Genomic DNA, 17,483 nt, shown 5'->3' on the forward strand with positions numbered 1-17,483 from the left:
GTGTCACTTTCACTCCTCACTGCTGTCTGTGGTGTTGCCACGCCCCGGCACCCTGCTGCTCTCCAGCTGGTCTTCGGCCGGGAGTTCCTTCAACGCATGCCGTCCCGAGGTGTAGCCCCGCTGGAAGCTTGCCATCCTGCTCCGCGCCGCGGACGCCGAGCGGGTGATCGCACCCGTTCCGGGCATGCCCGCGGTGTTGTCCGCGAAGCTGTTCTGCGCCGGCGCTTCGGCCGAGGGACTGCTGATCGAGCCCGGAACCAGGTAGGCGTTCGGGACGCGCTTGGGCAGCCCGGCCGGGGTGATCTCCTCGTTCTTGGACTCCAGCAGCGACTGCGCCGCCTGCCAGCCGTCGTCGGAGGCGCTGTGCCAGCCGTCGTCGGCGGGGAGGAGCGGGTGCCGGGTCGCGGCGGTCGGCTGCAGCTCGTCGACGTGCTCCTGGCGCCGGGCGGCCGGTTCGGCCGCCGGCTCGTCGGAGCCGGTGAGGGGCGGCAGGTTCGGGTCTTCACCCTCGCTCTGCGGCTGCACCGGATCGGCAGCCGAGTCGTCGCCCTCACTGAACCAGCGTGACAGCACCGACTGGTAGATGGGCAGCCGCCGGGTGGGTACATCGTCCTCGAGGGCCGACGACCCGACCTCCGCCGCGGGCGGCGGGGGCGGTGGCGGCTCCTCCGGCGGGACGTACTTCGGCTCGCGCTTCGGCAGGACCAGCGGCGCGAACTGCGTGTCACCGGCCCGCGAGCTGGCGCCGTCGCCGTTCGCCTGCGGGGCCAGCGGCGCGAGGTCCTCGGCGGTCGGCCAGGCCGGCGTCTCGGGCTTCGGCAGCTCGGGCGACAGGAACGGGCCCGCCGCGCGGCCGCCGCTGACCAGGTCGTCCAGGCTGATCGGCTGGTCGAGCGGGACCAGCCCGCCCTGGTTCGCCACCGGCTCAGGAGCCGGCGGGGGCGGTGGGGGCGGCGGCGGTGCCGAAGGCGGCACCGGCGTGTGCGTCTGGGTCTGGTCGAAGTCCGAGCGCGCGGCCGGGATCGGGATGCTCGGCAGCGACATCGACGTCTCGGACCGGTTCGCCGGCGGCGGGGTCTGCCGCGCCATGCCCGGGCGCAGCGGCGTCAGCAGCTCGGCCGGGACGACGACGCGGGCGATCACGCCACCCTCGATGTCCTCGTTCTCGCGCAGCCGGACCTCGATGCCGTGGCGCTTGGCCAGGCGCGAGACCACGTACAGACCCATCCGCCGGGTCACCGACACGTCCAGGTCCGGCGGCTCCGCCAGGCGCGCGTTGACCTCGGCCAGGCGCTCCTCGCTCATGCCGACACCGTGGTCGGTGACCTGGATGGCGAGCGCCTTCCGGCGGGTCACGACGGCCCGCACGATGACCTTCGTCTCCGGCTCGGAGAAGTAGGTCGCGTTGTCGAGCAGCTCGGCGAGGACGTGCACGAGGTCGTGGATCGCGAGACCCTGGACCGCGACGTCGGGCACGATGCCGACCTCGATCCGGGCGTACTGCTCGATCTCGGACACCGCGGCGCCGATGACGTCGGCGGCGGGCACCGGCTTGGGCACCGACTTGGCCAGGCCGGCGCCGGAGAGCACCAGCAGGGACTCACCGTTGCGCCGCAGCCGCGTAGCCAGGTGGTCGAGCTCGAACAGGCTGGCCAAGTGGTCCGGGTCCTGCTCGTCGGCCTCGAGGCGGTCGATGACACCGAGCTGGCGTTCCACCAGCCGCTGCGACCGCCGGGAGAGGTTCACGAAGATGCCGTTGACGTTCTCGCGCAGGAGGGCCTGCTCGGCGGCCATCTTGACGGCCTGTTCGTGGACGATGTCGAACGACCGCGCGACCTCGCCGATCTCGTCGCGGGAGGTGACGGGCACCGGCTGGACGGCCTTCTTCGAGGCGCCGACCGGGTCCGGGTCGTCCAGGATCGCCTGCACGGTCTCCGGCAGCCGGGTGTAGGCGACGTCCAGCGCGCTCTTCCGCAGCACCCGCAGCGGGCGCAGCATCAGGCGGGCGACGACGAGCATCAGCGCGATCGCGGCGGCCAGCGCGGCGAGCACGATGCCACCGCCGACCCAGGCGGAGTTGACGGCCGCGGTGGCCAGGTCGTCCGCGCGGGTCTTCAGCTGGGCCAGCAGGTTCGACTCGACCGCGTGCAGCTTGTCGGCCGACACCGTGCTGTCCTTGCCGAGCGCCGTGGTGTCGATGTTCGGGGCGTCGCCCTGCTGGGCGAACGCGAACGCCGCGGTCTGGATCCGGCGGCGGTCGTCGACCTCCGGGCCGGAGTAGGTGTCGTTGTAGAGCTGGCGCTGGTCGTCGTCGGCGTTGGCGAGGAAGGCCTGGACGGAGGCGTCGGCACTGGACGCCGACGCGCGCGTCTGGTCCAGCAGGTCGCCGGGGAAGTTGCCGCGGAACGCGGCGATCTGCAGCTCGGCGTCGGCGCGGGTGGTGAACTCCTTGGCCTCGCTGATCGCCTGCGTGCTCGTGCCCAGCCGCAGCACGTCCCGGTCGGTGACCGCGGTGGTGACCTCGCGGCCGAGCTCGATGAGCGAGTCGAGGATGCCCGAGTAGGCGGTCATCACCGTGATGTCGGGCAGGCCGCTCGAGGTGTTGAACGCCGCCCGCAGCGGGCGCAGGGCGTCGAGGCGCTGGAGACCGCGGGTGTAGCGGTCCTTGGTCGCCTGGTCGTCGTAGTTGAGGGTCGCCGCCGCCGAGCGCAGGTTGGTGACCTCGCGGTCGACCTTGGCGATCTGCGCGTCCAGCCCGGTCTGCAGCAGCTGGTTGTTGGAGGAGATCCGCGCGACGGCCAGCGAGCGTTCGTTCTGCAGCTCGTGGACCACGGTGGTGACCTTGACGGCGAAGGCGACCTGGTCGGCCGTCCGCTGGAACTCGGCCGCTTCCTGGGCGTCGTCGACCACGCGCAGCGTGCCCAGCACGAGCGCGGTCAGCGTCGGGATGAGGAGGATCGCGGCCAGCTTCGAGCGCAGCCGCCAATCGCGCATGCCGGAGAACAGCCCGGCCTTCCTGCCCGGAGCATCTCCGGGCGACTGCGCAGGGGTCCCTCCTACCCCCGCGGCGTCTTCGTTCGGCACCGCCGCACCACCATCATCGTTCGTGCTCGTGAAACCCTGCTCGGTCCAGCGCCCGCCAGGGCGCATCGCGTTCTCCTCAACCACTCGTCAGCACGCTCCCGGCGTTCCGGCTCGGCGGCCGATCGGCAGGAGCCAGCGCGAGACGCTACCCGTACGGGTGAAAAGATCGTCTTCGGTGTCGGCCCTGGGGGTCCCTGAACCCCGTCCGGCCGGACGGAATCGGTTCAGCTCGAGCATCACGGTCGGGTCCCTGCGCTGGTCTGCATCGGTCTGTTTGGTCGGTTCAGCCCACCGGCACGGCGGCTGAGCACGGCCAGGCAGTGGTCTCTGCGGGGGAGAATCTCTCAGGAAAAGCACAGTGAGCCCTGGTACACCGAAGTGGTCCTTCTTGATCGGCCATCCAGGCACTCTCTCTCACTACATCGGAGGTTGATACCTCCCCGCAGGTGCAGAGGGTAGCGAACGGCCGGGGAAGATGTAACCCTCCCGATGCTTCGTGCCCGATGTTGCACAGCGTTCGCTCAGTCGGCACACAGCTGGTCATCCGATATTCAGGATGTGGGCCCTACGCTGGGTGAACCGTTACGGCGAGTGGAGCAGTGGGTCTAGACCAGAGGCCGAATGAGTGACGTGCGCCACCCTCCAGGGTGTTGATTCCACCCGTTGTGAGCGAGCTGTCACCGCCTCTACAGTGGCCCGCGGGACTGTCCCGAGAATGACTCACGTACTTCCCCGGGATTCGGTCCGGCAACCGTCAATTTTTTCACCCAAGGAGCAGGCCTTGCTTGGAAACGCCATGAGCAGTGGCCGGGTTCGCACTCGCCGCGCCGCGCTCGGGCTCGCCCTCACCGTCGCAGCCGCCACGGCCCTCACCGGCTGCAGTGCGCTCGGCTCGGACGACTCGAACGCCTCGTCGAACGGGGGCGGCCTGGAGAAGTCGAAGATCAAGGTCTCGATCATGCCCACCACCGACCTGGCCCCGTTCTGGCTGGCCCAGGACGGCGGTTACTTCAAGGCCGAGGGCCTCGAGGTCGAGCAGATCATCGCCAACAGCGGCCAGGCGTCGATGACGAAGGCGATCTCCGGTGAAGCGGACATCGCGCTCTCGACCTACACGCCGTTCTTCGTCGCCAAGAGCACCGGCGCCGCGGACGTGCAGCTGGTCGCCGACGGCACGTCGGTCAACGCCAAGAGCAACGCGATCGTGACGGTGCCGAACTCGACGGTGAAGACGGTCAACGACCTCGCCGGCAAGCGCATCGCGATCACGGCGAAGAACACCGCGTCCGACATCCTCACGAAGTCCGTCATGAAGGACCACGGCGTCGACTTCACCAAGGTCAACTGGGTGACCATGCCGCTGCCGAACATGGCGGCGGCGCTGCAGCAGGGCCAGGTGGACGCGGCCTACATGCCGGAACCGCAGCTGTCCCAGGCGGCGAAGATCGCCGGCGCGACCCCGGTCATCGACATCAACACCGGCGCCAGCCAGGACTTCCCGCTGACCGGCTACGGCGCGGCGACGAAGTGGGTGCAGGCGAACCCGAAGACCCTCGCGGCCTTCCAGCGCGCGATGAAGAAGGCCACCCTCGACGCGATCAACGACCGCTCGAAGGTCGAGCCGCTGCTGGTCAAGTACGCGAAGATCGACGAAGACACGGCCAAGCTGCTCACCCTGCCCGGGTACGGCTCCACGCTGGACGCCCGGCGCCTCCAGCGCGTGCCCGACCTGCTGCTGCAGATGGGCGTCATCACCAGCAAGGTCGACGCCGCGGCGATGATCGCGCCGCAGGCGACCAGCTGACCCCGTGAAGAAACTGCTTCGTGGCCTGGCCGGCCTGATCGGCTTCCTCCTGCTCTGGGAGGTCGTCGTCCAGGTCGGCCTGGTCAGCAAGACGTTCACGCCGCCGCCGAGCGTCGTCCTGGTCACCGTCGGGGACCTGCTGGCCGACCCCGCCTTCCTCCGCGACATCGTCGCGACCATGCTGGCCTGGCTGATCGCCATCGCCATCGCGATCGCCATCGGGGTACCCGCCGGGCTGCTGCTGGGCAGCGTCCCGGCGGTGCGCACGGCCACCGCCGCGATCGTCGAGTTCCTCCGCCCGATCCCGGTCACCGCGCTCGTGCCGCTGGTGCTGCTGGTGATCGGCTCCGGCCCGGAAGCGAAGATCACCCTCGCGGTGTATGCCTCGCTGTGGCCGATCATGTTCAACACCATCTACGGCATGGGCGAGATCGACCCGGTGCTGATGGAGACCGCCCGCGCCTGCGGGACCAGCCGGTTCCGGATGCTCTCGTCGGTCGCGCTGCCGCAGACCGCGCCGTTCGTCTTCACCGGCGTCCGGCTCTCGGCGACGATCTCGCTGATCGCCGTCGTCAGCGTCGAGTTCCTCGCCGGTTCCGAAGTCGGCCTCGGCAGCTTCATCCTGGTCGCCGGTACCGGTTCGATCCGGTTCGACCTGGTGCTGGCCGGTACCGTGGTCGCGGGGGTGCTGGGCTACCTGATCAACGAAGGACTCGAGCAGCTGGGCAAGCGGCTGTTCCGGTGGAGCACCGTCGACCGGGAGGCGATCGCATGAGCACGGCGACCCTTTCCGGCCGGGTGGGCAGGCGCGCCGCCCGCGGCGCCGCGACCGTCGTCCGCAACTGGCTGCTGTTCGCGATCCTCGTGGTCGTCTGGGAATTCGCCGCCCGGGCCGGCGGCAGCAAGTTCTTCCCGCCGCCGACCGAGATCGCGACCGCCGCCGCGAAGCTGTGGTTCACCGGGCCCGCGTCGCACCTGTTCCTCACCGACGCGGTGTTCGACAACGTGTTCCCCAGCCTCGGCCGGACCCTCGGCGGCTGGGCGCTGGCCGCGGTCGTCGGCGTCGTCCTCGGCGTGCTGCTCGGCCGGTCCAAAACGGCGATGGACTACGTCGGCCCGCTGTTCGCCTTCTTCCGCTCGATCCCGCCGCCCACACTGATCCCGGTGTTCGCGGTGCTGTTCGGGCTGAGCTCGGGCATGCAGATCGGGTCGATCATCTTCGGCGCGGTGTGGCCGGTGCTGCTCAACGCGGTCGACGGCGTCCGGTCGGTCGACCAGGTGAAGGTGGAGACGGCGCGGTCGTTCCGGACCCCCAAGCGGTACTGGATCGGCATGGTCGTGCTGCCCGCGGCGGCGCCGAAGATCTTCGCGGGGCTGCGGGTGAGCCTGTCCATCTCGCTGCTGCTGATGGTGGTCTCCGAGCTGGTCGGCGCGTACAACGGCATCGGGCGGTCGCTGCTGAACGCCCAGCAGGACTTCGACTTCCCGAACATGTGGTCGTGGCTGGTACTGCTGGGCATCCTCGGCTACGTCTTCAACACGATCTTCCTGGCCGCGGAGCGGCGGGTGCTCGCCTGGCAGCCCACCCGCCTCGGCCGCGACTGACGCTGGAAAGGCCTCTCCCCATGTCAACCATGCTCGAAGTGTCCGGCCTCAGCCACCGCTACGGCACGGGCGCCAAGGCGCACACCGCGGTGAACGACCTGTCGTTCACCGTCGAGGCCGGGCAGCTGGCCAGCATCGTCGGCCCGTCGGGCTGCGGGAAGTCGACGCTGCTGCGCTGCGTCGCCGGGCTGACCCCGCCGACCGAGGGCACGGTGAGCCTGCACGGCGACCGCGTCTCGGGCGTGCCGGACGACCTCGCCGTCGTGTTCCAGGACTACAGCCGGTCGCTGTTCCCGTGGCTTTCGGTGCAGAAGAACGTCGAGTTCCCGTTGCGCTGGCGGCAGATCTCCAAGGCCGAGCGGCGTTCGCGGGCCGCGGAGGCGTTGGAGCAGGTCGGGCTTTCGGGCGTCGGCGGGAAGTTCCCGTGGCAGCTCTCGGGCGGCATGCAGCAGCGGGTGTCGATCGCCCGCGCGCTGGCCAGCCGGCCGGCGCTGCTGCTGATGGACGAGCCGTTCGCCTCGGTCGACGCCCAGACGCGGTTCGAGCTGGAGGACCTGACCCGGCGCGTGCAGCGGGAGCAGGGCAGCACGATCCTGGTCGTCACGCACGACATCGACGAGAGCGTCTACCTGTCCGACCGGGTGCTGGTGCTGTCGAAGTCGCCGGCGTCGATCGTCGCGGACCTGCCGGTCGGGCTGCCCGCCGCGCGCGACCAGATCACGACGCGCGAGTCGGCGGAGTTCGTGACGCTGCGCGGCGAAGTGGCGCGGTTGCTGCACGGCGGCAGCCCCGCGGAGGCCGTCACGGCCGCGTCCGACGCGGCGGAGTGGGAGCTGGCGGAGCAGTCTTCGGACGTGACGGAGAGCAGCAAGACCGGCAGCTGAGTCCGGTCAGGACAGCCGAAGCCGCGGCGGACCAGGTTGGTCCGCCGCGGTTTCATTTGTCGGCGGAGTCCGGGTAGACGAAGTGCCGACCGGTGTCGTGCCAGTCGAACAGCCGCCACTGCTCGACGGTGCGGCCCGCGCACGCCGGGAAGACCTCGACCGTGACGTTGCCGCTGAGCCGCGCCGACAGCAGCCCGACCGGGCCGAGGGCCACTGATTCGACGAAGCATTCGTGTTCGGTGACCATCCCGGTCAGCTGCCGGGCGTCACCCGGAACGGGCACTGCGCGTGCAGCCGCTTTTCCACGCCGTCGCCCCGGAAACCGACGATCGCGATGTTCAGCGTCCGGCTGAACTCGACGACCCGGCAGCCGACGAGTTCGGCCACCGCCGCTTCGAGCTCTTCGGTTGTCGACAAGTCAGTACAGCGTCCGGTCGGACGCCGCGACCCGGAGGTGCACCAGTGTCGGGCGCTTGTCGGCGAAGGCCGCGGTCAAGCCCGGGACCAGTCCGGACGGCTCGGCGATCGTCACGCCCTGGCAGCCCATGCTCGACGCCAGCGCCGCGAAGTCGATGCCGCCCAGCGCGGTGCCCGGGAGCTTCGCGCCGCCGATCGTCTCGCCCAGGATGCGGACCGCCGCGTACTCCGCGTTGTCGAGGATCAGGATCGTCAGCGGGACGTCTTGGCGCGCGGCCGTCCACAGTGCCTGGATGCCGTACATGCTGGAACCGTCGCCGACCACGCCGACGACGTGGCGGTCCGGCCTCGCGAGCGCCGCGCCGACCGCGCCCGGGACGCCGTAGCCGAGCGTGCCACTCGCGATCGTCAGGAAACCCGTGTCGGTCGCGGTGATCGGCAGGTGGTCGTGCAGGACGCCGCGGTGGCTGGGCGCCTCCTCGACCACGATCGCGTTGTCCGGCAACAGATCCGCGAGCGTCGAGTAGACGAACTCGGCGGTGAGCTTGTCGCCACCGGGCTTCGCCGGGCGCTGGAGCGGGGCCGGCGCGGGGCGGGTGCTGCGGTCGACGACGTTCAGCAGCGCGCGGATGCCGAGCTTCGGCGTCGCGCGGATCCCGGTGCCTTCGAAGGCGCGGGCGAGGATCTGTTCGTCGTCGCTGACGATGAACAGCGGCGGCAGCGGAGCTTCGCCGCGGCCGCGGTCGACGTGGTAGGTGAAGGCAGGAGCCCCGAGCACGACGACGAGGTCGTGCGCGGCGAGCTTGTCCGACACCGCGCCGCGCTCGGGGTCGAGAAAGCCTTGGAACAGCGGGTGGTTCTCGGGGAAGGAGCAGCGGAACGACATCGGCGCGACGTACACGGCGGCGTTGAGCCGTTCGGCGAGCGCGACGGTCTCGACGACGGCGGCGTCCTGGTCGACGGCACCCCCGACGACGATCGCCGGCCGTTCACTCGCTTCGAGCGCGGCGACGAGTTCGTCGATCGCTTCCGGGTCGGGTGCGAACCCGCGGATGCGCGGGCGGCTGATGATCGGGCGTTCGGTGGTGGCGGTCCAGTCGTCGGCGGGCACGGACACGAAGACCGGACCGGACGGCGCCTGCGTCGCGACGTGATAAGCCCGAGCCAGCGCGGCCGGGACGTCCTCGGCGGTGGCGGGCTCGATCGACCACTTCACGTAGGGCTTCGGGAATTCGGACGCGTCGACGGCGCCGAGAAAGGGTTCGTGTGGCAGGAGATTCCGCGTCTGCTGCCCCGCGACGACGATCAAGGGCGTCCGGTTGCGGTAGGCGGTGAACAGGCTGCCGAGCCCGTGTCCGACCCCGCCGGCGGAGTGCAGGTTGACGAGCACGGGTTGGCGCGTGGCCTGGGCGAAGGCATCGGCCATCGCCACGACGGCGGACTCCTGCAGGCCGAGGACGTAGTCGAAGTCGTCCGGCCAGTCGGTGAGGAAGGGGACCTCGGTGGTGCCCGGGTTGCCGAAAACCGTGGTGAGGCCGAGTTCGCGGAGGAGTTCGCGGGTGGCGTCCAGCACCGTGCGCTTGATCATGCCCCTCAGACTAATGCTTAGTCTTGCGAAGGAAAGCCCGCCAAGTGGCCGCACTGACGATCAGCGTCCTCCCGGAACGGTCCTTGGTGTCACGGATCTGCGACACCTCGCCGAGGCGCACCTCGACGCAGTTCTCTTCGCTCCCGCTGTAGCTGGACTTACGCCACATCAAGCCTCCAAGTCGGCGATCACCTCCCCGAGAAGAGCGAAGGATTCCTGCTCGCTCAGGGTCAGTGCCGCCATCGCCCGCTGGGCCGCCTGGTAGTCGGCCACCTGTTGCTCATCGTAGAGGTAAGCACTTCCCCTGTACTGCTCCAGAAAGATGATCGGCGGCAGGTCGGCGAAGTCGAAGATCACGAAGGAACCGTTGAGCCCCGGGTGGAACTCTTCGCCCTCCGGCAGGATTCGCAGACTGATGTTCCGCCGCTTGGCCAGCTCGGAAACGTACTTGAGCTGCGGGACCATGATCTCGCGACCGCCGAGGCGCTGCCGGAGCACGGCTTCGCCGAGGAAGACGGTGTAGGGCGAAGGGTCGCGGCCGGTCAGCACCTCCTGGCGCAGCAAACGAACCTTCAGCCTCAACCGCAGTTCCGTCTCCGCCCGCTGCCGACCGCCGGTACCGAGGATCGCCCAGGCGTACTCCGGGGTCTGCAGCAGTCCCGGCATCAGCAGCGGCTCCCAGGCGAAGATCGCCGAGGCGGTGCGCTCGTACTCGATGAAGGCCGAGAGCCTCGGAGAGATGCCCGGGATACTGCGCTCGAGCCAGTTGGGTTCTCGCGCGTACTCCGCCAGTTCCAGCAACCGTTGCCGCTCCACCGGCTCCACCCGCAGCGCGCCGAGCAGCAGCCCCACCTGCGCGATCTTCGGCACCCGCGTGCCGATCTCCCAATGGGAGAGCTCCTGCGGGCGCACATCGACCATCCGGGCCAGTTCGCGCATGCCGAGACCGCGCGCCACCCTGGCCGTGCGCAGGCCGAAACCCAATGCCCGGGACCTCGGCGTCGCCACTCGTGTTGACATGTGCGCAGTGTGTCACCGGTCACCTGCAAAAACGGGAACCGGGGCTGTCGCGAATTCGCGACAGCCCCGGTCCACCAGCACACTCAGCCGATCAGGCCGGACAAGCCACTCCCCTTGAACGACCCCCAGCCCGTCACCTGGTCATACCCGGTGCCCGCGCTGAAACCCGTCGTCCCGTGCAGGGTGTTGGTGCCCGTCGTCACGTCGTGGAAGCCGGTGCCGTACGACGACCCGTTGCCGATCGCGTAGAACTTCGGGTTCAGGTTGCCCAGGCCGCCGCCGTGGATCTGGTTCTGCAGCGTCGCGAACGCCGCCCACAGCGGGGCCGCGCCCGACGTGCCGCCGACCGTTTCCCACGTGCCCGCGCTGTAGATGTAGTAGCCCGACGTCGGCGACGCGTCGGCCGACACGTCCGGCACCTTGCGGTACGTCGTGCTCTGCGCAGACTGCCACGAGGGCGCCGTGAAGACCGTCGAGATGCCGCCGCCGGTCGAGCCGCCGCTGTTGCCGTCGTTCCAGGCCGCTTCGCTGCTGTAGCCGTTGGACGAGGTCACCGTCAGCTTCGTGCCGCCGACACCCGTCACGTTCGGGCTGGACGCCGGGAAGTCGACCGCCTTCGCCGTCGAGCCGGTCTGGCGGTAGCAGTCGGTCGTGCCGTCGTCGCCCGCGGCCGCGAAGTACGAGATGCCCTCCGCCGTGCCCGTCGCGATCGCGTTGCTCACGCTCTTCGCCGCGCTCGAACCCTCGGCGGATTCGCAAGCGCCCCAGGAGATCGAGACGACGTCGACCGTGTGGTCCGACGCGATCTTCTGGTACATCGCCAGTTCGCCGGCGCTGCTGTTCGGGGCCTCGTACACGTAGTCGTTCGCCGCGGCCGCCAGCGCGTGCACGACCTCGATGTCGAGCTCGACCTCGATCTGGCCGTCGCCCGGCGACGAGTCGTAGTTCGCGCCGCTGACCGGGACCGTCGTCACCGAGCCCGCCGACAGGCCGTACGTGCTGTCGTACTTGGTGATGTTGGACTTCTGGTAGCCGTCGAACTCGACGAAGCCGACCTTCACGCCACTGCCGGTCGCCGACAGACCGCTGGTGCCGTAAGCGGTCTTGAGCACCGGCGGGGTCACCGACTTGACCACGTTGGGCTTCGCGACGGCCTTGGCGTGCGTCCGCAGCGCGTGGTTGTCCAGGCCGACGACGTTGCCCACGACGCCGGACACGTCCGCCGGCACGGTCGGCGCGGCGTCGTTGGCGAAGAAGTCCCGGCCGGACACCTGGTCGTGGTAGGTCCCGATCCGGGTGTGGAACGCCGATTCCAGCTGCGCCGCCGAACCCGTGAACGTGATGGCCTGCCGGTTGCCGGAAACCTCGATCCCGGTCGCGCCCGATTTCTCGAGGAATGAGACGGCCTTGCCGACGTCGGCCTGGGTCGGGCCGAACTCGGCAGTGAACTGATCCGGGCTCAGAAAGTGGTGGTATTGCGGCGACGCGGGGTTCTGGACGTCGGCGAGAAACTTTTCCAGCGCCTGCTGGTTGTGCAGTTTCAACGAGAGCGCGGCGGTGATCCGCTGCCCGTCCGCGACCTCGCCGGTGCGCGCGCTGTTGACGAGCGGAGCGGCGTTGTCGGCCAGGGTGACCAGGGGTTCCGTCGCCGCGGCGGCCGGGACGGCCACGGCGAGGCCGAGCAACGCCGGCAGCGGCACGGCGGCCGCGACGAGCTTGCGCAAGCGCATGGGGGATTTCCTCTCGGCGGTGGGGACCGGGCCTGCGGGGCAATACCCGCCGCAGGTTGCCGAGCAGCATAAGAAGCCGTCGGCCCGTCGAGGAACCTACTTTTGGCTGCCATTTCGCGGGTCCCATTTTCATTTTCCGGGACGTTTACCATCCCATGATCATTCGATTATCGTCCGAACTGCCCGAGATCGTCGACGCGGTCGACGATCTCCTGCGCGTCCGCGTTGCCGGAAAACCGCCGGGCGGCCGCCGACAGCGAGTGCAGCCGCTGGCGCGTGCGCGGCGAGCGCAGGGCGCCCGCGAGCTCGATCGCCTCCTCGCCGACGGCGGTGGCGACGTCGAGGTCGCCGTCCAGCGCGTGCACGGTGGCCAGCCAGATCAAGGTCAGCGACCGGCTGCGCGTCATGCCGCCGCGGTAGCCGGCGACCGCCTCGGTGAGCGCGGGGATGCCGTCGCGGCCGTGCCGGATGTCGACCACCTGGGCCAGTTCGCCGTGCACGGTGCCGACCATCGCGGCCATGTCGGCGGGCCCGAAGAACGCGTCCCACGGCGACGGTTCGCGCCCCTCGGCCTCGGCGAACTCCTGGCGGGCGCGGCGCAGGTAGGTCAGTGCCTCGGTGACGTCGGCCTTCTTGGCGTGCGCCCACGCCTGGTTGGCCGACAGGATCGCCTGCGCGAGCTTGGAGTGGGCCAGCAGCGCCGCCTCCCGGCCGCGCGCGAACTCGGCCAGCGCCGCGTCGACGGCGCCGTAGTGCAGGTGCAGCCGCCCGATGCGGTAGCGGATGTTGGCCTGCAGGTCGTCGTTCCCGGCTTCGACGGCCAGCTCCAGCGCCCGCGCGAACGCCTCGAGCGCGGCGGCCGGGCGGTCCTGGTCGAAGTTCGTCCACCCGGCCAGGTTGTAGAGGTCGGCGACGGCCGTGCACAGCCGCGCCAGCACGACGGTCTTCGTCACGCCGTCCAGCAGCGCCACGGCGGCGGGCAGCCGCGACTCGACGGCCGCCCGGCAGGCACCACCGCCGTAGCGGTAGTCCAGGGCCCTGAGTTCCGCGACGACGTCCTCGAGCCGGCGCGCGTCGGCGAGCCCCACGCGCGTGCCGCGCACGCCGTCCCGCCCTTCACTGCCCGTCATGGCAGCCCTCCGTCCGTAGAGAGCTGCCGATGCCGGGCAGCTCCCGGTCATTCCCCGCCGGGCCAGGCCGGAGCCCGCTCCTTCGAGGGACTGGCACCGGGGAGTACCCCGGTGGCGGTGAGCACCACGCCCGTGGCGGTTTCCGCGATCTTGACGGCGGCCAGCAGGCCGGTGAGGGCGAGCGAGCCGCCGAGCCCCAGCTTCGCGAACTCGTCTTCGGGGGTTCCGGTGCCGCGTTGCCGCGGTAGCGCGCCGGTCACGATTCGGACCTCCGGCTCGGCGCGGACGCAATCGGACGATCGGCACGGGGAATCAGCCGCCCCAAGGTGGCGGAAATCCACCGTATCGTCGAACTCCTGGTTTCCTGCTGGCCACGCAACGAGTTCTCGAACTGAATACGCGCGCACACGGCGCCGCCTCCCGCACTGCAGATCGATTCCTGAGATCGCCCGGATCGCGAAACGCGGGACCACCGTAGCCAGCCGATCGCCCCGAAATCAGCCGCCAACCAGGTCAAAAGCAAAGTTGCGCGTGCAGCTGCACGCGCGCGGGCGGCCAGGCATCGGCACGGACCGAATGCAATTTCACGATAACGATTCAAAACCAGGAATACTGGTATAACCGGCCGGCGGATCAAGCAATTGTCCGCCGGCCCGCTGCGGATCGGGATACGGATGTCCGATATTGCGTACGGGTTCCGCAGTCGATCAGTTTTTGACGAGTTCCACCCACGTGCGCACCGTGGCGGCGTCGACCGGCGACTGCCACCCGCCGGGCCGGACCGCGCTTCCGACATGGAACCCGCGCACCCCGCCCGCGCGCAAGAGGTGCACCTGCTGCGCGCGCAGGCCGCCGCCGACGAGCAGCTCCGGCCCGCCGTCGCGCTGCGCGAGCCGCTGCAGCACGGAAAGCCCACTGGCTACCCCGTTGGGGTGGCCCGCCGCGAGCACGGTGTCACACCCGAGCGCGGCCAGCTGGTCGTAGGCGCGCAAGGGATCCCGGGTGCGGTCGATGGCCCGGTGGAACGTCCACGGCAGACCGTCGATCTCCTTGATCAGCGCTTCGCAGGCGTCCAGGTCGATCTCGCTGTCGATGTTCAGGAAGCCGAACACGAACTCGCGCGCGCCCGCGTCGATCAACCGGGCGGTGTCCGCGCGCAGCCCTTCGAGGTCACCGACGGCGAAGGAACCATTGTCCCGCAACATGACCCGCACCGGGAGGTCGGTCGCCGACAGCACGTCGCGCAGGGTTTCCACCGTGGGGGTCAGGCCGTCCTGCGCCATGTCCGTCACCAGTTCGAGGCGGTCGGCCCCGCCCGCCTGCGCGCCTTCGGCGTCCGCCGCGTCCAGCGCGATCACTTCCAGCAGGGGCGTCTTCGAGCTCATGCCTCAATCCGTTTCACTGGTTCCGGGTGTCGTCCCCCCTCGCATGACGCCCTCGCCGGAAGCCGCCTTGAAGGCTCGTCATCCGCTCGCGCACCGCTTCCGGGGAAAGAGAGAGTATCGGCCGCTGCTCCGGCACCGCTCCCGGCCCGGCGGCGACGTCGTCGGTCTGCAGGAACGGCCAGGTGTCCTCGGCGCCGTCCTCCTGCTCCAGCTCCGCCGGGGTCGGCCACTCGTAGGCGGGCTCGATCGCGGCCGGCGGGGTCACGGGCGCGAACTGCGGATCGGTGTCCTCGTCGTCCGGGTTCGGCTCGGGCGCCACCGGCGGCGGGGGCGGCGGCGGGGCCGCGGCCAGTGCGTGCCGCGGCTGAGGCTCAGCGGCCCGGGGCTCCTGCGCCACCGGGAGCGGCTCGGCGGCCGGCCGCTCGGGCGCCGCGGGCGCGGCCGCCGCGTCGAACCAGCGCGACAGGACGTCGCGGTAAGCGGGCATCCGCTCGGTCGGGGCGTCGAGGTCCAGGTGCGAGTCGTCGTCGGCCGTCGGCCACTCGGGGCTGTGCTCGCGGGCCACCACGGGCGCCCGGCGCGGCGGGCCCGCCTCGATCGACGGCGGTGACAGCTCCGCCGGCTCCGGTTCGGGCTCCGGCTCGGGTTCCGCCGGCGTGAGCGGGGCCAGCGGCGCCAGCAGCTCCGGCTCGGGCGCGGCGGCCGGCTCGGCGGGCGGGGGCGGGCCGGGCATCGGCGGCAGCTCGACGATCAGGGCGGTGGGCACCAGCACCGTCGCGACGAGCCCGCCGCCCGCGCCCGGGCTCAGGCTGACGTCGATGCGGTGGCGCGTGGCCAGCGTCGCGACCACGAACAGGCCCATCCGGCGCGAGACCTCGACGTCGACGTCCGGCGGGTGCGCGAGCCGCGCGTTGGTGCGGTCGATCTCGGCCTGCGGCATGCCGGCGCCGTGGTCGATGATCTCGATCTGCCAGTCGCCGTCGTGGGTCTCGGCGCTCGCGACGGTGACCGGCGCGGTGCCGGAGTAGCGCGTCGCGTTCTCCAGCAGCTCCGAGATGACGTGCACGAGGTCGTTGACGGCTTCCCCGCGGACGGCGACCTGCGGCGCCGGCCCGAGCTCGATCCGCTGGTAGTGCTCGACTTCCGAGAGCGCGGCACCGATGATCTCGTCGGCCGAGACGGCACCGGCGTCCTCGCGCGCGGAGTCGTGTCCGGACAGGACCAGCAGGTTCTCGCTGTTGCGCCGCATCCGCGTGGCGAGGTGGTCGAGCTCGAAGAGGCCGGCGAGGGTGTCCGGGTCCTGCTCGTCGGCCTCCATCCGGTCGAGCACCGACAGCTGCCGCTCGACGAGGTCCTGGCTGCGCTGCGAGAGGTTGACGAACATCGCGTTGACGTTCTCGCGCAGCATGGCCTGCTCGCCCGCCAGCCGGACGGCTTCGCCGTGCACCGCGTCGAACGCCCGCGCCACCTGGCCGAGCTCCTCGCGGGTGTACACCGGGACCGGCGCGACGGCCAGCCGTTTCCGCAGGTTCTCCGGCGCGGGCTCGGGGTCGGTGAGCAGGTTCTGCACGGCCGCGGGCAGCCGGTGCTCGGCGACCTCGAGGGCCGTCCGGCGCAGGATCCGCAAGGGGCGCAACAGCGAACGCGCGATGACCACCGACAGCACGCCCGCGACGAGCAGCACGCCGAGCACGACACCGCCGTCCCAGATCGCGGCCGTGCGCGCCTGCGCCGCTAGGGCGTCCGTGCGTTCCTGCAACTGGACGAGCAGGGCCTGCTGCACCTGGTGGGCGAGGTTGACCGTGTGCGTCGCCGAGACGTCCCACTGGTTCGGGTCGAGACCGTTGAGGTTCTGGCCGTTCTCGGTGCGGGTCAGCGCGGACTCGACCATGTCGTTGCCGATGTCGACGACCAGGCCGATCACCGTGTCGTCGAACATCCGCTGCTGCTCGGGGGTCGCGAAGGTGCGGTAGTCGTTGCGCGCGGCGTTGAGCTCGGCTTCGGCGCCCAGCAGCGCGCGGGTGCGGTCGCGGTTGAGGCTGCCCGCGGCGAGCGCCTCGGCCAGCACCGCGCGCTTGACCGACATCTGGTCCTTGATCCGGGCCAGCGCGTTGCCCGCCAGGCGCAGCCGCGCGAGTTCGGGGTCCGAGACGTCGGCGGCGGCCGAGTCGCTGATGTCGAGGAGGCCGGAAATCAGCTCGCTGTAGGAGCGCAGCACGGCGTCGGCGGGGAACGCCGAGTGCTCCGCGGAGAACCGGAGGCCGCCGAGCACGCGCAGCCGGTCGTCGGTCTGCTGCAGGCTTTCCGCCGCCTTGGCGTCGAGCCGGGGTTTACTGTCGGCGAGGGTCCGTTCGAACGTGCCGATCGCCTGGTCGACGCGTTTGCGCTGGCCGGTCAGGTCGGCGGTGTCGCCCTGGCGGTCCTGGGCGACGAACCGGACGGTGAGGTCGCGTTCGCGTTGCAGCTCGTGGATGGCTTCGGCGACCGTGCTGTCGACGCGGCCGCGGGTGGCGAACTCCGCGAGCTGCCGGGCGTCGCGCAGGTCCGAGCTGATCCGGAGGCCGACGAGCGCGATCACCGCCAGCGCGGGGATGAGGAGGACGGCGAAGAGCTTCGTGCCGAGCCGCCAGTTGCGGAGCCGCCAGCGGCCGCCGGCCGGACGTGGGTCCGCCGCGTCGCCGCCCTTGCGGGGACGCTTGTCGCGACGGGTCACCTGGTTTCCTTTTCCGCCGCGGGCGGGAACCCGCGGATCTGACAGCACCTCGAACCTACTGAACGGTAGCCCGCCCCATGAAGATCCGAAAGCCGCGCTGGCGCGATACGGCCCTGCCCGCGA

General features: G+C 70.6%; 15 protein-coding genes. 4 read left to right on the top strand and 11 right to left on the bottom strand.

The window, feature by feature from the left end:
* Positions 1-9 precede the first annotated feature (9 nt).
* A complete protein-coding gene (locus AB0J40_RS14230; protein ID WP_364452145.1) occupies positions 10-3,150 on the bottom strand; it encodes a nitrate- and nitrite sensing domain-containing protein in 3,141 nt (1,046 codons plus the stop codon).
* A 730-nt stretch (positions 3,151-3,880) separates the two neighbouring features.
* Between AB0J40_RS14230 and AB0J40_RS14235 the strand changes: the two genes are divergently transcribed.
* The 4 genes from AB0J40_RS14235 to AB0J40_RS14250 are packed head-to-tail and all read left to right on the top strand — an operon-like array spanning position 3,881 to position 7,377.
* Positions 3,881-4,888 (top strand): ABC transporter substrate-binding protein, encoded by a 1,008-nt coding sequence (locus tag AB0J40_RS14235; protein ID WP_364452148.1) that lies wholly within the window; start codon positions 3,881-3,883, stop codon positions 4,886-4,888.
* Positions 4,889-4,892: 4 nt separating this feature from the next.
* Entirely contained in the window at positions 4,893-5,663 is a 771-nt protein-coding gene (locus AB0J40_RS14240) for an ABC transporter permease (RefSeq protein WP_364452151.1), read from the top strand.
* Positions 5,660-6,493 (top strand): ABC transporter permease, encoded by an 834-nt coding sequence (locus tag AB0J40_RS14245; protein ID WP_364452154.1) that lies wholly within the window; start codon positions 5,660-5,662, stop codon positions 6,491-6,493. The genes AB0J40_RS14240 and AB0J40_RS14245 overlap by 4 nt, the downstream gene beginning before the upstream one ends.
* 20 nt (positions 6,494-6,513) lie before the next feature.
* Positions 6,514-7,377, top strand: a complete 864-nt coding sequence (locus AB0J40_RS14250) for an ABC transporter ATP-binding protein (RefSeq protein ID WP_364452157.1) — start codon at positions 6,514-6,516, stop codon at positions 7,375-7,377.
* A 52-nt stretch (positions 7,378-7,429) separates the two neighbouring features.
* On the opposite strand, the gene AB0J40_RS14255 is transcribed toward AB0J40_RS14250, so the two are convergent.
* From AB0J40_RS14255 to AB0J40_RS14300, 10 genes are all read right to left on the bottom strand, one after another.
* Positions 7,430-7,624: a hypothetical protein gene (locus AB0J40_RS14255; RefSeq protein ID WP_364452160.1), complete on the bottom strand. Its 195-nt coding sequence runs from the start codon at positions 7,622-7,624 to the stop codon at positions 7,430-7,432.
* 5 nt (positions 7,625-7,629) lie between these two features.
* Entirely contained in the window at positions 7,630-7,794 is a 165-nt protein-coding gene (locus AB0J40_RS14260) for a hypothetical protein (RefSeq protein ID WP_364452163.1), read from the bottom strand.
* 1 nt (position 7,795) lies between these two features.
* Positions 7,796-9,382, bottom strand: a complete 1,587-nt coding sequence (mdlC, locus tag AB0J40_RS14265; RefSeq protein ID WP_364452165.1) for a benzoylformate decarboxylase — start codon at positions 9,380-9,382, stop codon at positions 7,796-7,798.
* A gap of 10 nt (positions 9,383-9,392) precedes the next feature.
* Entirely contained in the window at positions 9,393-9,551 is a 159-nt protein-coding gene (locus AB0J40_RS14270; RefSeq protein WP_364452168.1) for a DUF397 domain-containing protein, read from the bottom strand.
* Complete coding sequence (locus AB0J40_RS14275) at positions 9,551-10,402, bottom strand: helix-turn-helix transcriptional regulator (RefSeq protein ID WP_364452171.1); 852 nt, start codon at positions 10,400-10,402, stop codon at positions 9,551-9,553. The genes AB0J40_RS14270 and AB0J40_RS14275 overlap by 1 nt, the downstream gene beginning before the upstream one ends.
* An 83-nt stretch (positions 10,403-10,485) precedes the next feature.
* A complete protein-coding gene (locus AB0J40_RS14280) occupies positions 10,486-12,132 on the bottom strand; it encodes a S53 family serine peptidase (protein ID WP_364452174.1) in 1,647 nt (548 codons plus the stop codon).
* Positions 12,133-12,299: 167 nt separating this feature from the next.
* The gene (locus AB0J40_RS14285; RefSeq protein ID WP_364452177.1) at positions 12,300-13,262 is read right to left on the bottom strand and encodes a hypothetical protein; all 963 of its coding nucleotides are present in this window, start codon (positions 13,260-13,262) and stop codon (positions 12,300-12,302) included.
* Positions 13,263-13,309: 47 nt separating this feature from the next.
* On the bottom strand, positions 13,310-13,522 hold the full coding sequence (locus tag AB0J40_RS14290; RefSeq protein ID WP_364452180.1) for a hypothetical protein: 213 nt from the start codon (positions 13,520-13,522) through the stop codon (positions 13,310-13,312).
* 447 nt (positions 13,523-13,969) lie between these two features.
* A complete protein-coding gene (locus AB0J40_RS14295) occupies positions 13,970-14,647 on the bottom strand; it encodes a copper homeostasis protein CutC (RefSeq protein ID WP_364452183.1) in 678 nt (225 codons plus the stop codon).
* A gap of 13 nt (positions 14,648-14,660) precedes the next feature.
* Entirely contained in the window at positions 14,661-17,360 is a 2,700-nt protein-coding gene (locus tag AB0J40_RS14300) for a nitrate- and nitrite sensing domain-containing protein (RefSeq protein ID WP_364452186.1), read from the bottom strand.
* Positions 17,361-17,483: the final 123 nt, after the last annotated feature.

The sequence above is a fragment of the Amycolatopsis sp. NPDC049691 genome, assembly GCF_040675005.1.
Lineage (GTDB): Bacteria > Actinomycetota > Actinomycetes > Mycobacteriales > Pseudonocardiaceae > Amycolatopsis.

Excerpts from the sequence above, each read along its gene's own strand:
- AB0J40_RS14295 (WP_364452183.1), bottom strand. The coding sequence starts at position 14,647 with ATGAGCTCGAAGACGCCCCTGCTGGAAGTGATCGCGCTGGACGCGGCG.
- mdlC (WP_364452165.1), bottom strand. The coding sequence starts at position 9,382 with ATGATCAAGCGCACGGTGCTGGACGCCACCCGCGAACTCCTCCGCGAA.
- AB0J40_RS14250 (WP_364452157.1), top strand. The coding sequence starts at position 6,514 with ATGTCAACCATGCTCGAAGTGTCCGGCCTCAGCCACCGCTACGGCACG.
- AB0J40_RS14285 (WP_364452177.1), bottom strand. The coding sequence starts at position 13,262 with ATGACGGGCAGTGAAGGGCGGGACGGCGTGCGCGGCACGCGCGTGGGG.
- AB0J40_RS14230 (WP_364452145.1), bottom strand. The coding sequence starts at position 3,150 with ATGCGCCCTGGCGGGCGCTGGACCGAGCAGGGTTTCACGAGCACGAAC.
- AB0J40_RS14245 (WP_364452154.1), top strand. The coding sequence starts at position 5,660 with ATGAGCACGGCGACCCTTTCCGGCCGGGTGGGCAGGCGCGCCGCCCGC.
- AB0J40_RS14275 (WP_364452171.1), bottom strand. The coding sequence starts at position 10,402 with ATGTCAACACGAGTGGCGACGCCGAGGTCCCGGGCATTGGGTTTCGGC.
- AB0J40_RS14255 (WP_364452160.1), bottom strand. The coding sequence starts at position 7,624 with ATGGTCACCGAACACGAATGCTTCGTCGAATCAGTGGCCCTCGGCCCG.
- AB0J40_RS14280 (WP_364452174.1), bottom strand. The coding sequence starts at position 12,132 with ATGCGCTTGCGCAAGCTCGTCGCGGCCGCCGTGCCGCTGCCGGCGTTG.
- AB0J40_RS14270 (WP_364452168.1), bottom strand. The coding sequence starts at position 9,551 with ATGTGGCGTAAGTCCAGCTACAGCGGGAGCGAAGAGAACTGCGTCGAG.
- AB0J40_RS14235 (WP_364452148.1), top strand. The coding sequence starts at position 3,881 with ATGAGCAGTGGCCGGGTTCGCACTCGCCGCGCCGCGCTCGGGCTCGCC.